We start from the raw sequence: 14,207 nt of genomic DNA, 5'->3' as shown, positions 1-14,207 counted from the left end.
AGAGGCACCGAGGGGTGAGTCTCCCGGCGGCCCACCACAGTCCGCCGGGAGAAGGTGTCACCCTCGGGGGCTGTACCGCTTCGGTGAGAAGGCTGCGGCCACCAGGGCGCGCAGCGACTCGAGAGAGCCCGACGTGAAGCCCTGGGCGCGGGCCTGCACGAGCACGTTCCCGATCGCGGTGGCCTCGACAGGGCCGGCCAGGACGGGCAGCCCGCTGCGGTCGGCGGTGAGCTGGCAGAGCAGCTCGTTCTGCGAGCCGCCGCCCACGATGTGGATCACGCGGACGGTCTTACCGGAGAGCTCGCTCGCGGTGCGCACGGCGGCGGCGAACGCCACGGCGAGGCTCTCGACGATGCTGCGGACGTACTCCACCGGGGTCGCCGGCACCGGCTGGCCGTGCTCGCGCAGCCAGGCCGCGATGCGCTCGGGCATGCCGTCGGGCGCGAGGAACACGGGGTCGTTGGCGTCGAACACCCCGACCGGGGTCTCGAGCGCGGCCGCCGCGGACAGCAGGCCGGGCAGGTCGTCGTGCCTCCACTCCCGCACGCACTCGCTCAGCAGCCACAGGCCCATCACGTTGTGCAGGTAGCGCACGCGGCCGTCGACGCCCCCCTCGTTGGTGAAGTTCGCCGCCCGGCTCGCCTCGGTGAGCACGGGATGCTCGAGCTCGACCCCCACGAGGCCCCAGGTGCCGCACGAGATGTAGGCGAACTCGTCGGTCTGCGCGGGGATCGCCACCACGGCCGACGCCGTGTCGTGCGAGCCGACGCTCGTGACCGAGATCGGCCCCGTCGCGCCGATCTGCTGCGCCACCGCGGGGTCGAGCGGGCCGACGAGGGACCCGGCGTCGACGAGCTGCGGGAAGAGCCGCCTCGGCAGTCCGAGCCGCTCGATGAGCGCGTCATCCCACTCGCCGGTCGCAATGGAGAGCAGGCCGGTCGTCGACGCGTTCGTGCGCTCCGCGAACTGCCGGCCGGTGAGCCAGAAGTTCACCAGGTCGGGGATGAGGAGGAAGGAGTCGGCGGAGTCGAGGTCTGTCTCTGCACTGAACTGGTACAGGGTGTTGAACGGCAGGAACTGCAGGCCGTTCGCGGCGTACAGCTCGGCGGGGGTCACGCTCTGGTGCACGCGGTCCGCGGCGCGCTGGTTGCGCTCGTCGCGGTAGTGGAAGGGCTCGCCGAGGCGCTGGCCGTCCTTGATGAGCGCGTAGTCGACTGCCCACGAGTCCACGCCGATGCTCGTGACGCCGTGCTCCTCGCGGAGGGCGCTCGCGAGCCCCTCGAGGATGCGCACGTGCAGGCCGGTCGCGTCCCAGTGCAGGTCCGTCCCCGCGCGCACCGGACCGTTGGGGAACCGGGCGACCGGGCGCACGCTCAACTCGTTGTGGCCGACGTGCCCCAGCATGACCCGGCCGCTGGTGGCACCCAGATCGACTGCTGCGACGGCTGCGGTCATCGCAGGAACGCCGCCGCGACGCCCGCGTCCACGGGGATGTGGAGGCCGGTCGTGTGGCTCAGGTCGCTCGTGCAGAGCACGAACACCGCGTTCGCCACGTTCTCGGGGAGCACCTCGCGCTTGAGCAGGGTGCGCTGGGCGTAGTACTTGCCCAGCTCCTCCTCGGGCACGCCGTAGACGGCGGCGCGCTTGGCGCCCCAGCCACCGGCGAAGATGCCGGACCCGCGGACGACCCCGTCGGGGTTGATGCCGTTGACCTTCACGCCGTACTCGCCGAGCTCGGCCGCCAACAGCCGTACCTGGTGGGCCTGGTCGGCCTTGGTGGCCGAGTACGCGATGTTGTTCGGCCCGGCGAACACCGAGTTCTTCGACGAGATGTAGATGATGTCGCCGCCGAGCTTCTGGTCGATGAGCACCTTCGCGGCGGCCCGCGAGACCAGGAACGAGCCCTTCGCCATGACGTTGTGCTGCAGGTCCCAGTCCGCGACCGTGGTCTCGAGAAGGCTCTTCGACAGCGAGAGGCCGGCGTTGTTCACGACGAGGTCGAGGCCGCCGAACGCGAGCACGGTCTGGTCGATCGCGGACTGCACAGCCGCCTCGTCCGTCACGTTCGCGACGATGCCCACGGCCACGTCGCTGCCGCCGAGCTCGGCGGCAGCCTCCTGCGCCTTGGCGAGGTCGAGGTCCGCGATCACGACGCAGGCGCCCTCCGCTGCGAGACGGGTGGCGATGGCCTTGCCGATGCCGCTGGCGGCCCCGGTGACGAGGGCGATGCGGCCGGCGAGCGGCTTCGGCTTGGGCATCCGGGCCAGCTTCGCCTCTTCGAGCGCCCAGTACTCGATGCGGAACTTCTCCGCGTCGCTGATGGGGGAGTAGGTCGAGATGGCCTCGGCGCCGCGCATGACGTTGATCGCGTTGACGTAGAACTCGCCTGCCACGCGCGCGGTCTGCTTGTTGGCGCCGTAGCTGAACATGCCGACACCGGGCACGAGCACGATGGCCGGGTCGGCGCCGCGCATGGCGGGGGAGTCGGCGACCGCGTGCTTGTCGTAGTACTTCGCGTAGTCCTTGCGGTACTGCTCGTGCAGCACGTCGAGGCGCGCGAGGGTCGCCTCGACCGTCGCGCTCGACGGCAGGTCGAGCGCGAGCGGCTTGACCTTGGTGCGCAGGAAGTGGTCGGGGCAGCTCGTGCCGAGGGCCGCGAGCCTCTGGTAGTCCGCGGCGGCCAGGAAGTCGAGCACCACGTCGGAGTCGTTGTAGTGGCCGACCTTGGGGTCGTCCGTGGAGGCGAGGCCGCGGATGTGCGCGGCGATCGCGGCGGCCTTGGCGTGGCGCTCAGCGACGGGCAGTGCGGCGTTCTTCGCGATCGTGCGGCCGAACGGCGCCTTCTTGCCCTTGGCGGCGATGTACTCCTCCGCGGTCTTGATGATCCAGAGGCTGTTCTTCTCGGCCTCCTTGCTCGTCGCGCCCCACGCGGTGATGCCGTGGCCGCCGAGGATGACGCCGATCGCCTGCGGGTTGGCCGCCTTGATCGCCGCGATGTCGAGGCCGAGCTGGAAGCCGGGGCGGCGCCAGTCGACCCAGGCGACCTTGTCGCCGAAGGCCTTCTTGGTCAGCTTCTCGCCGTCCTTGGCGGTCGCGAACGCGATGCCCGAGTCGGGATGCAGGTGGTCGACGTGGGCCGCATCGACGAGGCCGTGCATGGCCGTGTCGATGGAGGGGGCGGCCCCGCCCTTGCCGTGGAGGGTGAAGTCGAAGGCCGCGACCATCTCGTCCTCGCGGTCGACGCCCGGGTAGACGTCGACGAGCGCGCGGAGGCGGTCGAGGCGGAGGACTGCGAGCCCCGACTCGGTGAGCGTGCCGAGGTCGCCGCCGGAGCCCTTCACCCAGAGCAGCTCGACCGGCTCGCCCGTGACGGGGTCGGTCTCGGTGCCCTTGGCGGAGGTGTTGCCGCCGGCGTAGTTGGTGACGCGGGGGTCTGACCCGAGGCGGTTGCTGCGGGCCACGAGTTCCGCGCTGGTTGAGCTTGTCGAAACCATCAGGCGCCCCATCCCGCCTGCACGCCGCCGACGCGCTCTGCCGCGATCTGCTTCTGGTAGCCGGATGCCGCGTACGCCGCCATCGGGTCGCCCGCCAGGCCGCGCGACTCGCGCCACGCAGCGAGGTCGCCGCGCACATCCGTGTAGAACGCGTCCATCAGGATGCCGTTGGCGCCGAGCACGTCGCCCGCGTCCTGCGCGGTCTTGAGCGCGTCGAGGTCGACGAGCAGCGCTCGCGCGGTCATCTCCTGCACATTGAGAACGGAGCGGATCTGGCCGGGGATCTTGTCCTCGACGTTGTGGCACTGGTCGAGCATGAAGGCGACGCCCGACTCCGTGCCGTAGCCGCCGCCGCGGACGACCTCGAAGAGGATCCGGAACAGCTGGAACGGGTCCGCCGCACCCACGATCAGGTCGTCGTCGGCGTAGAAGCGCGAGTTGAAGTCGAACGAGCCGAGCTTGCCGAGGCGCAGCAGCTGCATGACGATGAACTCGATGTTGGTGCCGGGCGCGTGGTGGCCCGTGTCGAGGCACACGAGCGCGCGGTCGCCGAGTGCGGCCACCTGGGCGTAGCTGGTGCCCCAGTCCGGGACGTCGGTGTGGTAGAACGCCGGCTCGAAGAACTTGTACTCGAGCACCAGGCGCTGGTTCTCACCGATGCGCGCGTAGATCTTCTCGAGCGAGTCGGCGAGGCGGTCCTGCCGACCGCGGATGTCGCCCTGGCCGGGGTAGTTGGTGCCGTCGGCGAGCCAGATCTTGAGGTCGCGGGATCCGGTCGCATTCATGATGTCGATGCACTCGAAGTGGTGGTCGATCGCCTTCTGGCGGACCGCGGCATCGGTGTGCGTGAGCGAGCCGAACTTGTAGTCGTCGTCCTGGAACGTGTTCGAGTTGATCGTGCCGAGCTTCACGCCGTGCTCCTGCGCGAAGTCGCCCAGGGCCTTGTAGTCGTCGACCTTGTCCCAGGGGATGTGCAGGGCGACGGTCGGGGAGAGCGCCGTGTACTTGTTGACCTGGGCGGCGTCGGCGATCTTCTCCTGCGGTGTGCGAGGGGTGCCGGGGGTGCCGAACACTTTGAAGCGGGTGCCCGAGTTGCCGAAGGCCCAGGAGGGAAGTTCGATCGCCTGCTCCGCGAGGCGCGGTGCGATCGTGTCGAAGCTGGTCACGAGTTGTCCTTTTCTAGCTGGTGTTCGAGGTTGAAGATCTCCGTGAGCCGGAGGGAGTTCTGGTCGGGCCGGCCGTCGAGGCTCACGAAGAAGCCGGCCATGTCGGCCTCCCATGAGGCGGTGCGCGGGTCGGCCTCGAGGGCTGCCTGGGATGCGGCGACCGACTCGGTCTCGTAGTAGCCGATGAGCATGCCGTCCTCCCGGAGGAAGAGGGAGTAGTTGTGCCGCCCTGAGTCGGCGATGGCCTGGAGCATCTCCGGCCAGACCGCGGCGTGGCGCTCGCGGTACTCGGCGAGCCGGTCGGGCTTCACCTGAAGCTGGAAGCAGACGCGCTGCACTGTGACCCGTCCTTTCGCCATTGAATCGTTTTAACTACGCGATGAGATTAGATCCAGTGCCGACTGCAGCGCAAGCCCGCTCCGTGCGAGGCGCCTCTGCGGGGCCGTTCCCCGGGTGCTGGCGGGGGCCGCCACCTCGCTCGCGCTACAGGATTCGCGCCGCGCGACTGAAATTGCTGGCGCGCCACGCAGAAGCTGTAGCGCGGCACGCGGTGACGGGCTGGCGGGATGCTCGGCGGGCCGGTCCGGCGAAAGCCGCAGTTGACGTCGCGCTCCGCTGCCTCTATCGTGACTGAACACCGAACTGAATCGATTCAGTTTGAAACGATCCACTTCCACCAGAGGTAATGACGACGATGTCGAACAGCACCGAGCCGCCCGCTCTCGAGCTCTCGCGAATAGCGAAGGCCTTCGGCGCGGTCATCGCCCTGACCAACGGGACCCTCCAGCTGCGCAGGAACTCGATCCACGCGCTCGTGGGCGAGAACGGCGCTGGCAAGTCCACCCTCGTCAAGATCATCGCCGGCCTGTACCAGCGCGACACCGGCGAGTTCCTGCTCGACGGCGAGAGCGTCGACTTCAGCTCGACCGCGCAGTCGAAGGCCGCCGGCATCGCGGTCATCTACCAGGAGCCCACGCTCTTCCCCGACCTCTCGGTCACCGAGAACATCTTCATGGGCCGCCAGCCCACCCGCTCGCTGGGCCGCATCGACCGCAAGCTGATGCGCGAGGAGGCCGTCGGGCTCTTCTCGCGGCTGGGCGTGCGCATCGACCCCGACCGCCCCACCCTCGGCCTCTCCATCGCCGACCAGCAGATCATCGAGATCGCCAAGGCCATCTCGCTCGACGCCAAGGTCCTGGTGATGGACGAGCCGACCGCCGCCCTCTCCGGCGTCGAGGTCGAGCGCCTCTTCACCGTCGCCCGCAGCCTGCGCGACGAGGGGCGCGCGCTCCTCTTCATCTCGCACCGCTTCGACGAGGTCTTCGACCTGTGCGACACGGTCACGGTCATGCGCGACGGCGCGTACATCGCCACCAGCCCGATCGCCGACACGACTGTCGAGCAGATCGTGCGCCAGATGGTCGGCCGGGATGTCTCGGCGCTCTTCCCCAAGGAGGACGCCGTGATCGGCGACGACGTGCTGGTGGTCGAGGGCCTCAGCCAGCCCGGGGTCTTCCACGACGTGTCGTTCACCGTGAAGTCGGGCGAGATCGTCGCACTCGCGGGCCTCGTGGGCGCCGGCCGCAGCGAGATCGCGCGCGCCGTGTTCGGGGTCGACCCGTACAGCTCCGGAACGGTCACGATCAACGGCGCGAAGGTGCCGCGCCGCAATCCCGCCGCCGCGATGAAGCTCGGTCTGGCGCTCGTGCCGGAGGACCGGCGCAAGCAGGGGCTCGTGCTCGAGACATCCGTCGCCCGCAACACCACCCTCGCCATCCAGCGCTCGCTCGCCAGGTTCGGGTTCATCACCGACCGGGCCGAGAACTCCGCCGCCCGCATCTGGGACAGCCGCCTCGAGGTCAAGACCGCGTCGCTCGACACGGAGGCCGGCACCCTGAGCGGCGGCAACCAGCAGAAGGTCGTGCTCGCGAAGTGGCTCGCCACCAACCCGAGCGTGCTCATCGTCGACGAGCCCACCCGCGGCATCGACGTCGGGACGAAGGCCGAGGTGCACCGCCTGCTCTCACAGCTCGCGGGCCAGGGCATGGCGATCATCATGATCTCGTCGGAGCTGCCCGAGGTGCTCGGCATGGCCGACCGCGTTCTCGTCGTGCACGAGGGGAGCATCACCGCCGAGATCGACCGGGCGGATGCCACGGCCGAGACCGTCATGTTCGCCGCCACCCACAGCGCCGCGGAGGTTGCCCGATGAACTCATTCACCAGGGGCCTGCGCGCCTTCGTGACGGCGCGCGAGACGGGCATCCTCCTCGCCCTCGTCATCGTCATCGCGGCGGCGACGATCAAGAACCCGACGTTCCTGTTCAGCTCCGACGGGTTCCGCGACCTGCTGCTGACGCCGTCGATCCTGCTCCTGCTCGCCGTCGGCCAGGCCATCGTGATCATCACGCGCAACGTCGACCTGTCGGTCGGCTCGGTGCTCGGCCTCACCGCGTACCTCACCGGCCGCCTGTTCATCGATGTGCCGGGCATCCCGATCATCGTCGTGTTCCTCGTCGGCATCGTCTTCGGCGGGCTGCTCGGGCTCGTCAACGGCGCTCTGGTCGCGTTCGCGAAGGTGCCCGCGCTGGTGATCACCCTCGGAACCCTCTACGCGTACCGCGGCATCAACGTGGTGTGGACCGGCAGCGACCGCATCAACTCCTCGGACATGCCGAAGGCCTTCCTCGCGCTCGGCACGCAGTCGATCCTCTTCATCCCCGTGCTCACCATCATCGCCGTGGTCGTGCTCGTGGCCGCCGCCTGGTACCTGCGCAACCGCCGCGCGGGCCGGGAGCTCTACGCGATCGGCTCCGACCCGGATGCCGCGAACCTCTACGGCCTCAAGGTCACCCAGCGGCTGCTCGTCGCGTTCGTGCTCTCCGGGGCTCTCGCCGGGCTCGCGGGCGTGCTCTACGCCGCCCGCTACGGCACGGTCAACTCGCAGGCCGGCACCGGCTTCGAGCTGCAGGCCGTCGGCGCCGCGGTGATCGGCGGGGTCGCCATCTTCGGCGGCAGCGGCAGCGTGTGGGGCGCGGCGATCGGCGCGTACCTGCTGCTCACCATCAACCGCGCACTGCCGATCCTCGGCGTGCAGGACTTCTGGCAGCGGTTCGTCGTCGGCATCCTCATCATCGGCGCGATCGTGCTCGACCGGGTGCTCGCACTGCGACAGGCCAAACGACTCACGGTAGCGAGGAACATCTGATGACGGACAACACCGTGTCCACCCGCACGTACCGCGACTACGCCCAGCCGCTGTGGCGCCGCCTCCTCGTCTCGCGCGAGGGAGCGGTGATCGCCGCGCTCGTGCTCGTGGTGGTCTTCGCGATCAGCTTCGTGCCGCACTTCGCGCAGCCGATCACGCTGACCTACCTGCTGCTCGACATCACCCCGATCCTCCTGATCGCCCTGCCGATGACGCTCATCATCATCACGGGCGAGATCGACCTCTCGGTCGCGAGCACCATGGGGCTGGCGAGCGTCACGCTCGGCGTACTGCACCAGTCCGGGATGCCCATCCCCCTGGCCGGCGCGATCGCCCTCGTCGTGGGCGCCATCGCGGGCGCGCTCAACGGGTTCCTCATCACGGTGGTGGGACTTCCCTCGCTCGCCGTCACCATCGGAACCCTCGCCCTCTACCGCGGCCTCGCCGTCGGGCTGCTCGGCACGACCGCCGTCACCGAGTTCACGGAGTTCTGGACCGACCTCGCGAAGTCGAAGATCGCGGGCACCTCGGTGCCGAGCGTGGTCATCGTGATCCTCGCGCTCGCGATCATCTTCGTGGCGCTGCTGCACTTCACGCCCTTCGGCCGCGGCATCTTCGCGATCGGCCTCAGCCCCGAGACCGCCCGGTTCTCCGGAGTGAAGGTCGAGCGCACCAAGTTCATCCTGTTCGCGCTGAGCGGCCTGATCTCCGCCCTCGCCGGGCTCTACTACACGCTGCGCTTCAGCAGCGCCCGCGGCGACAACGCGACCGGCTACGAGCTGCAGGTGATCGCGGCCGTCCTGCTCGGGGGCGTCTCGATCTTCGGCGGGCGCGGCTCGATCGTCGGCCCGCTGGGCGGCGTCTTCCTCATCGGAGTGCTCGCGAGTGCGCTGCGGCTCGCCAACGTCACCTCCGACGTCATCAACATCATCACGGGAACGCTGCTCGTCGCGTCCGTGGTGGCAACAAGCTTCCTGGCCTGGCTGCGCACCAAGCGCGCGCGACCGGCCGGCAAGAAAACGGAGAACCTCGCCGCCGCCAAGGGCTAGGACCTCCAGCGACACCGTCGATGCAATCACATCGGCTCTATTCGACAACAACAGGGAGAACAATGATGTTTGGATTCACCAGGAAGGCCCGCGTCGGCGCTTTCGCCGCCATCGCGGTGACCGTCGCGCTCGTCGCGACCGGTTGTGCCGCCACCGGCACCGACAGCGGTTCCGGTGAGGGCAGCGGCGACGCCAACCTCGCCATCACGTTCCTGCCGAAGAACCTCGGCAACGCGTACTTCGACACCTCCGACAAGGGCGGTGCCGATGCCATCAAGGAGTTCGGCGGCACCTACGCCGAGGTCGGCCCCGCCACCGGGTCGCCCGACGGCCAGGTCAGCTACATCAACACCCTCACCCAGCAGGGCGTGGGTGCGATCGCCCTCTCGGCCAACGACCCCGACGCCCTGTGCGACGCGATCGGCGAGGCCCGCGACGCCGGAGTGAAGGTCGTCACGTTCGACGCCGACACCAACAAGGACTGCCGCGACATCTTCATCAACCAGGCCGAGGCCGAGGGCATCGCCAAGGTCGAGGTCGACCTCATCGCCGAGCAGATCGGTGACGCGGGCAAGATCGCGATCCTCTCCGCCACGGCGAACGCCACCAACCAGAACGCCTGGATCGAGCTCATGAAGGCCGACCTCGCCGCCAACCACCCGAACATCGAGCTCGTCGATGTCGTGTACGGCGACGACGACGACCAGACGTCGTTCGACAAGACCGCGGCCCTGCTGCAGACCTACCCCGACCTCAAGGGCATCATCTCGCCCACCACGGTCGGCATCGCTGCCGCTGCGCGCTACCTGCAGACCTCGGAGTTCAAGGGCAAGGTCGCACTGACCGGCCTCGGCACCCCGAACCAGATGCGCGACTTCGTCAACGACGGCACGGTCACCGCGTTCGCGCTGTGGAACCCGGCTGACCTCGGCTACCTTGCCGCCTACGCGGCCAAGGCGCTCATCGAGGGCACCATCACCGGCGCCGAGGGCGACAAGTTCGACGCCGGCAAGCTCGGCAGCTACACCGTTGGCAAGGACGGCACCGTTCTCCTGGGCGACCCGTTCACGTTCAACAAGGACAACATCGCGGACTTCAACTTCTAAGTCCCTTCGGGTGCGGCCCGGCCGGCTGACGCCGGTCGGGCCGCACTTGTCCACCACTGAGCACCGTCGCCCTAGGAGAGACATGACCACCACGAGCATCCGCGATGTCGCGCGGCTTGCCGGGGTCTCTGTCGGGACCGTCTCCAATGTGCTCAACAAGCCCGACGAGGTCTCGTCCGACACGATCGGCCGCGTGCAGCGGGCGATCGAGGAGCTGGGCTACATCCGCAACGACGCCGCGCGCCGGCTTCGCGCCGGCGTGAGCTCGACAGTCGGGTTCGTCGTCCTCGACGGCCAGAACCCGTTCTTCAACGAGGTGGTCCGCGGCGCCGAGGACGAGGCGTCCAAGAACGGCATCGCCATCCTCGTCGGCAACACCGATGAGGACACCCGCCGCGAGGGAATGTACCTCGACCTCTTCGAGGAGCAGCGCGTGCGCGGCGTCCTCATCTCGCCGCACGGCGATATCGGCTCGCGCCTGGACCGGCTCAAGTCGCGCCAGATCCCGGCCGTGCTCGTCGACCGCATCAACGTCGACGGCAAGTTCAGCTCCGTGGCCGTCGACAGCGTGGCCGGGGGCGAGATGGCCGCGCAGCACCTCATCGACTCCGGTCGCCGTCGGATCGCGTTCGTGGGCGGCCCCTTCGACATCCGCCAGGTGCGCGATCGCCTCGAGGGCGCGCGCGTGGCCGTGGACAACAGCGACCACGACGTGGACATCGAGGTGGTGGCGACCCAGGCCCTCACCGTCGAGGAGGGCGTGCTGGCCGGCCGCCGCATCATGGAGCGCCCGCCCTCCGCCCGCCCGGACGCGCTGTTCGCCGCGAACGACCTGCTTGCGCTCGGGCTGCTCCAGTCGCTGGTGGTCGGCGGGAGCCTGCTCGTGCCCGACCAGATCTCGCTCATCGGCTTCGACGACATCGCGTTCGCCGGCGCCGCGGCCGTGCCGCTCTCGTCGGTGCGCCAGCCGAGCCGGATGATCGGCCAGACCGCGCTGCGGGTTCTGATCGAGGAATCCAACGACCCGGGCATGATCCCGCGGCAGACCGTGTTCCGCCCGGAACTCGTGGTGCGCGCCTCGACGCAGCCCCACTAGTGCCACTATGGGGGCAATGTCCACAGTCAGCGTCCGAGATGTAGCCCTGCGCGCCGGGGTCTCGGTCGGCACTGTCTCGAACGTGATGAACCACCCGGACAAGGTGGCGCAGTCGACGGTCGCCAGGGTGCAGGCGGCGATCGACGAGCTCGGCTTCATCCGCAACGAGGCCGCGCGCCAGTTGCGCGACGGGCGCAGCAAGACCATCGGCCTCGTCGTGCTCGACGTGCGCAACCCGTTCTTCACCGACGTCGCCCGCGGCGCCGAGGACAAGGCGGCCAGCGCCGGCCTCACCGTGACCCTCGGCAACAGCGACGAGAACACCCTCCGCGAGGCGACCTACCTCGACCTGTTCGAGCAGCAGCGCGTGCACGGCGTGCTCATCTCGCCCTACGCCGACATCACCGGGCGGCTCCACGCCCTGCGCCAGCGGGGCATCCCCGCGGTGCTCGTCGACCGCACCAGCAACGACCTCACGATCAGCTCCGTCTCGGTCGACGACCTCGCGGGCGGCCGCCTCGCCGTCGAGCACCTCGTCTCGCAGGGCCGCCGCCGCATCGCGTTCGTGGGCGGCCCGCTGGAGATCCGCCAGGTCGCGGACCGCCTGGAGGGCGCCCGGCAGGCTGTCGCAGTGAATCGGGATGTCACGCTGGAGGTCATCGAGATCGAGGCCCTCAGCGTCATCGCGGGCCGGGCCGCCGGTGCCGCGATCGTTGCCCGCCCGAAGTCCGAGCGGCCGGACGCGATCTTCGCCGCCAACGACCTCGTCTCCATGGGGGTGCTCCAGGCCCTCATGATGCAGGGCGCCGTCGTGAACGTGCCGGCCGAGATCGCCCTCATCGGCTACGACGACATCGACTTCGCGTCGGCCGCCGTCGTGCCGCTGTCGTCGATCCGCCAGCCCAGTGCCCTCATCGGCGCCACCGCGGTCGAGATCCTGCTCGAGGAGGCCGCCGACCCGGACATCGCGGCGCGCCAGATCGTGTTCCAGCCCGAGCTCGTCGTGCGGGCATCCACCCGCTCCTAGCTGCCGCCTAGGCTGGCCGGATGAAGCGCGCCGCCGTGGTCCTCAGTGTGCTGGCGCTCGCGGGCTGCGCGTCGCCCGGGCCGGCCGTGTTCGCCGCCGGAGCGGTCGCGGACTACCAGCTCGGCGGCGCCTACCCGCCGCCCGGCGGTGTGACCGTGGTGGAGCGGGACAGCCTCGACGAGCCCGCCGACGGCCTCTACTCGATCTGCTACCTCAACGGGTTCCAGACCCAGCCGGGCGTCGAGTGGCCGGACGGCCTGGTGCTGCACGACGCCTCCGGCGAGCGTCTCGTCGACCCGAACTGGCCGGACGAGAACATCATCGACATCTCCACGCCCGACCGGCGTCAGCGGGCGGCCGATCGGCTGTTCGCAGACATCGACTCCTGCGCAGCCAAGGGCTTCGACGCCGTCGAGTTCGACAACCTGGACTCGTACAGCCGCTCCGGCGACCGCCTCACGCTCGACGACGCTGTGCAGTTCGCGTCCCTGCTCGCGGACCACGCCCACGCGGCGGGCCTCGCCGTGGGCCAGAAGAACACGGGGGAGCTCGGCGCGCGCGGCCGCGACGAGATCGGCTTCGACTTCGCCGTCGTTGAGGAGTGCGACCAGTTCGACGAGTGCGCGTCGTTCACCGACGTGTACGGCGACCGGGTCATCGACATCGAGTACACGGACGCGCTCAGGCGGCCCTTCGCCGAGGTGTGCGCGGATGCCGCAACCCCCGCGACGACGATCCTGCGCGACCGCGACCTCACCCCGAAGGGCTCGTCGGACTACGTCTACGAGCACTGCTGAGCCCGGGCGCGCTCGCGAGTCGTCCCGTGGGCGAGTCGTCACCCGGGTCTCCCGAGGAGCTCCAACCGTGAGTCGTCACCCGGGTCTCCCGAGGAGCTCCAACCGTGAGTCGTCACAACCTGCTCCTCCCAGCCGATTGTGGAGCAGTTTCTGACGAGTCGGCGGGGAGGGGGGGCTAGGGCTCGTCGAACTCGATCTCGACGAGGACGCTGCCGTCGAGCCAGGCCTGCACCGAGGTCGGCTGGGCGATGTTGCCGGGGTTGCCGGGCTGGTTCAGGTCGTCCACGATCGCGGTGAAGACACGGCGGCGCTCCCCCTCGTCGATGACCGGATGCGCGGTCGCGCGGAGGTTCGCCTGCACGCCGTGCTTGAGGTGCAGGGTGAACCTCGGGTTGGCCTCGAGGTTGCGGAACCAGTCGGGCGTGGCGGCGGGCATCCCGCTCAGGTAGTTGGTGTCGCCGACGCGGTAGAACCAGATCTCGATGCGGCGGGGGAGGCCGCTCCGGGCGCCGACGGTGGTGATCTCGGCGGTGCGGTCCCAGGCGGTGGAGGCGGGGGTGAGCGCGAGGGCGTCTCGGGCGGCGTCGTCCATCCGCCCAGTGTGGCGCAGTAGCAACCGCTTGCAGGGGTGATTCGTGGACAAACCGGCCGCTGAACCGCGGAGGATCAGGGTGGTCTGCCCCCCGGTTTTGGCAGGACGTACCCCGGATCGAGCGGTTTGAGGTAGGCGTGCACATCGAGCGGGTTGAGTAGGCGCCCTGGCGCCGTATCGAAACCCAGCGGGTGACAATGGAACCATGCCACTGACCGGAGAGTACGAACCGAGCACGTCCGAATGGGCGCGCAAGCAGGCCGAGCTGTTCGAGGCCACGAACGGCCAGGAGGCGAACACCCTCCGCGGCAGGCCGATCATCGTGCTGACGTCGGTCGGCGCGAAGACCGGCAAGCTGCGCAAGAACGCCCTCATGCGAGTCGAGCACGACGGCACGTACGCGGTAGTCGCCTCGCGCGGCGGCACGCCCGAGCCGCCCACGTGGTTCTACAACCTGAAGGCCAACCCGCACGTCGAGCTGCAGGACGGCGCCGTCAAGAAGGACTACCTGGCGCGCCAGCTCGAGGGCGACGAGCATGCCACCTGGTGGGAGCGCGCGGTCGAGGCCTGGCCCGACTACGCGAACTACCAGAAGAAGACGGATCGGCAGATCCAGCTGTTCGTGCTCGACCCGTTCGAGCCCTGAAACACCCGCGCAACACGGCGGGCATAT

General features: G+C 69.4%; 13 protein-coding genes. 8 read left to right on the top strand and 5 right to left on the bottom strand.

The genetic code is table 11. The annotated features are described in order from the left end of the window. Positions 1–57: 57 nt before the first annotated feature. The 4 genes from AC1RTC_RS08275 to AC1RTC_RS08260 are packed head-to-tail and all read right to left on the bottom strand — an operon-like array spanning position 58 to position 5,019. Entirely contained in the window at positions 58–1,455 is a 1,398-nt protein-coding gene (locus tag AC1RTC_RS08275) for a rhamnulokinase (RefSeq protein WP_493155039.1), read from the bottom strand. Further along, positions 1,452–3,494 (bottom strand): bifunctional aldolase/short-chain dehydrogenase, encoded by a 2,043-nt coding sequence (locus tag AC1RTC_RS08270; protein ID WP_493155038.1) that lies wholly within the window; start codon positions 3,492–3,494, stop codon positions 1,452–1,454. The genes AC1RTC_RS08275 and AC1RTC_RS08270 overlap by 4 nt, the downstream gene beginning before the upstream one ends. Next, positions 3,494–4,660 (bottom strand): L-rhamnose isomerase, encoded by a 1,167-nt coding sequence (gene rhaI, locus AC1RTC_RS08265; protein WP_493155037.1) that lies wholly within the window; start codon positions 4,658–4,660, stop codon positions 3,494–3,496. The genes AC1RTC_RS08270 and rhaI overlap by 1 nt, the downstream gene beginning before the upstream one ends. Continuing rightward, positions 4,657–5,019 (bottom strand): L-rhamnose mutarotase, encoded by a 363-nt coding sequence (locus tag AC1RTC_RS08260; protein ID WP_493155036.1) that lies wholly within the window; start codon positions 5,017–5,019, stop codon positions 4,657–4,659. Before AC1RTC_RS08260 ends, rhaI begins: the two co-directional genes overlap by 4 nt. Positions 5,020–5,354: 335 nt before the next feature. Here AC1RTC_RS08260 and AC1RTC_RS08255 point away from each other — a divergent pair, with 335 nt between their 5' ends. From AC1RTC_RS08255 to AC1RTC_RS08225, 7 genes are all read left to right on the top strand, one after another. After that, positions 5,355–6,872, top strand: a complete 1,518-nt coding sequence (locus AC1RTC_RS08255; protein ID WP_493155035.1) for a sugar ABC transporter ATP-binding protein — start codon at positions 5,355–5,357, stop codon at positions 6,870–6,872. Further along, the gene (locus AC1RTC_RS08250; protein ID WP_493155034.1) at positions 6,869–7,867 is read left to right on the top strand and encodes an ABC transporter permease; all 999 of its coding nucleotides are present in this window, start codon (positions 6,869–6,871) and stop codon (positions 7,865–7,867) included. Before AC1RTC_RS08255 ends, AC1RTC_RS08250 begins: the two co-directional genes overlap by 4 nt. Then, a complete protein-coding gene (locus AC1RTC_RS08245) occupies positions 7,867–8,916 on the top strand; it encodes an ABC transporter permease (protein WP_493155033.1) in 1,050 nt (349 codons plus the stop codon). Before AC1RTC_RS08250 ends, AC1RTC_RS08245 begins: the two co-directional genes overlap by 1 nt. A 65-nt stretch (positions 8,917–8,981) precedes the next feature. Further along, the gene (gene rhaS / locus AC1RTC_RS08240) at positions 8,982–10,022 is read left to right on the top strand and encodes a rhamnose ABC transporter substrate-binding protein (RefSeq protein ID WP_493155239.1); all 1,041 of its coding nucleotides are present in this window, start codon (positions 8,982–8,984) and stop codon (positions 10,020–10,022) included. Positions 10,023–10,104: 82 nt separating this feature from the next. Then, positions 10,105–11,118, top strand: coding sequence for a LacI family DNA-binding transcriptional regulator (locus AC1RTC_RS08235; protein ID WP_493155032.1), 1,014 nt, complete (start codon positions 10,105–10,107; stop codon positions 11,116–11,118). 16 nt (positions 11,119–11,134) lie between these two features. Beyond that, complete coding sequence (locus AC1RTC_RS08230) at positions 11,135–12,145, top strand: LacI family DNA-binding transcriptional regulator (protein ID WP_493155030.1); 1,011 nt, start codon at positions 11,135–11,137, stop codon at positions 12,143–12,145. Between the two features lie 20 nt (positions 12,146–12,165). Next, positions 12,166–12,942 carry an endo alpha-1,4 polygalactosaminidase gene (locus AC1RTC_RS08225; protein ID WP_493155029.1) on the top strand — a complete coding sequence of 259 codons (777 nt, stop codon included), beginning with the start codon at positions 12,166–12,168 and terminating at the stop codon, positions 12,940–12,942. A gap of 175 nt (positions 12,943–13,117) precedes the next feature. Here the strand turns inward: AC1RTC_RS08225 and AC1RTC_RS08220 are convergent, their stop codons facing one another. After that, on the bottom strand, positions 13,118–13,534 hold the full coding sequence (locus AC1RTC_RS08220; protein ID WP_493155028.1) for a nitroreductase/quinone reductase family protein: 417 nt from the start codon (positions 13,532–13,534) through the stop codon (positions 13,118–13,120). Between the two features lie 205 nt (positions 13,535–13,739). On the opposite strand from AC1RTC_RS08220, the gene AC1RTC_RS08215 reads away from it, so the two are divergent. After that, positions 13,740–14,180 (top strand): nitroreductase family deazaflavin-dependent oxidoreductase, encoded by a 441-nt coding sequence (locus AC1RTC_RS08215; protein ID WP_493155027.1) that lies wholly within the window; start codon positions 13,740–13,742, stop codon positions 14,178–14,180. The last annotated feature ends 27 nt before the right edge of the window (positions 14,181–14,207 follow it).

It is taken from the genome of Rhodoglobus sp. GW821-FHT12B09, assembly GCF_058809925.1.
This window is presented reverse-complemented; position numbering and strand designations above follow the sequence as displayed.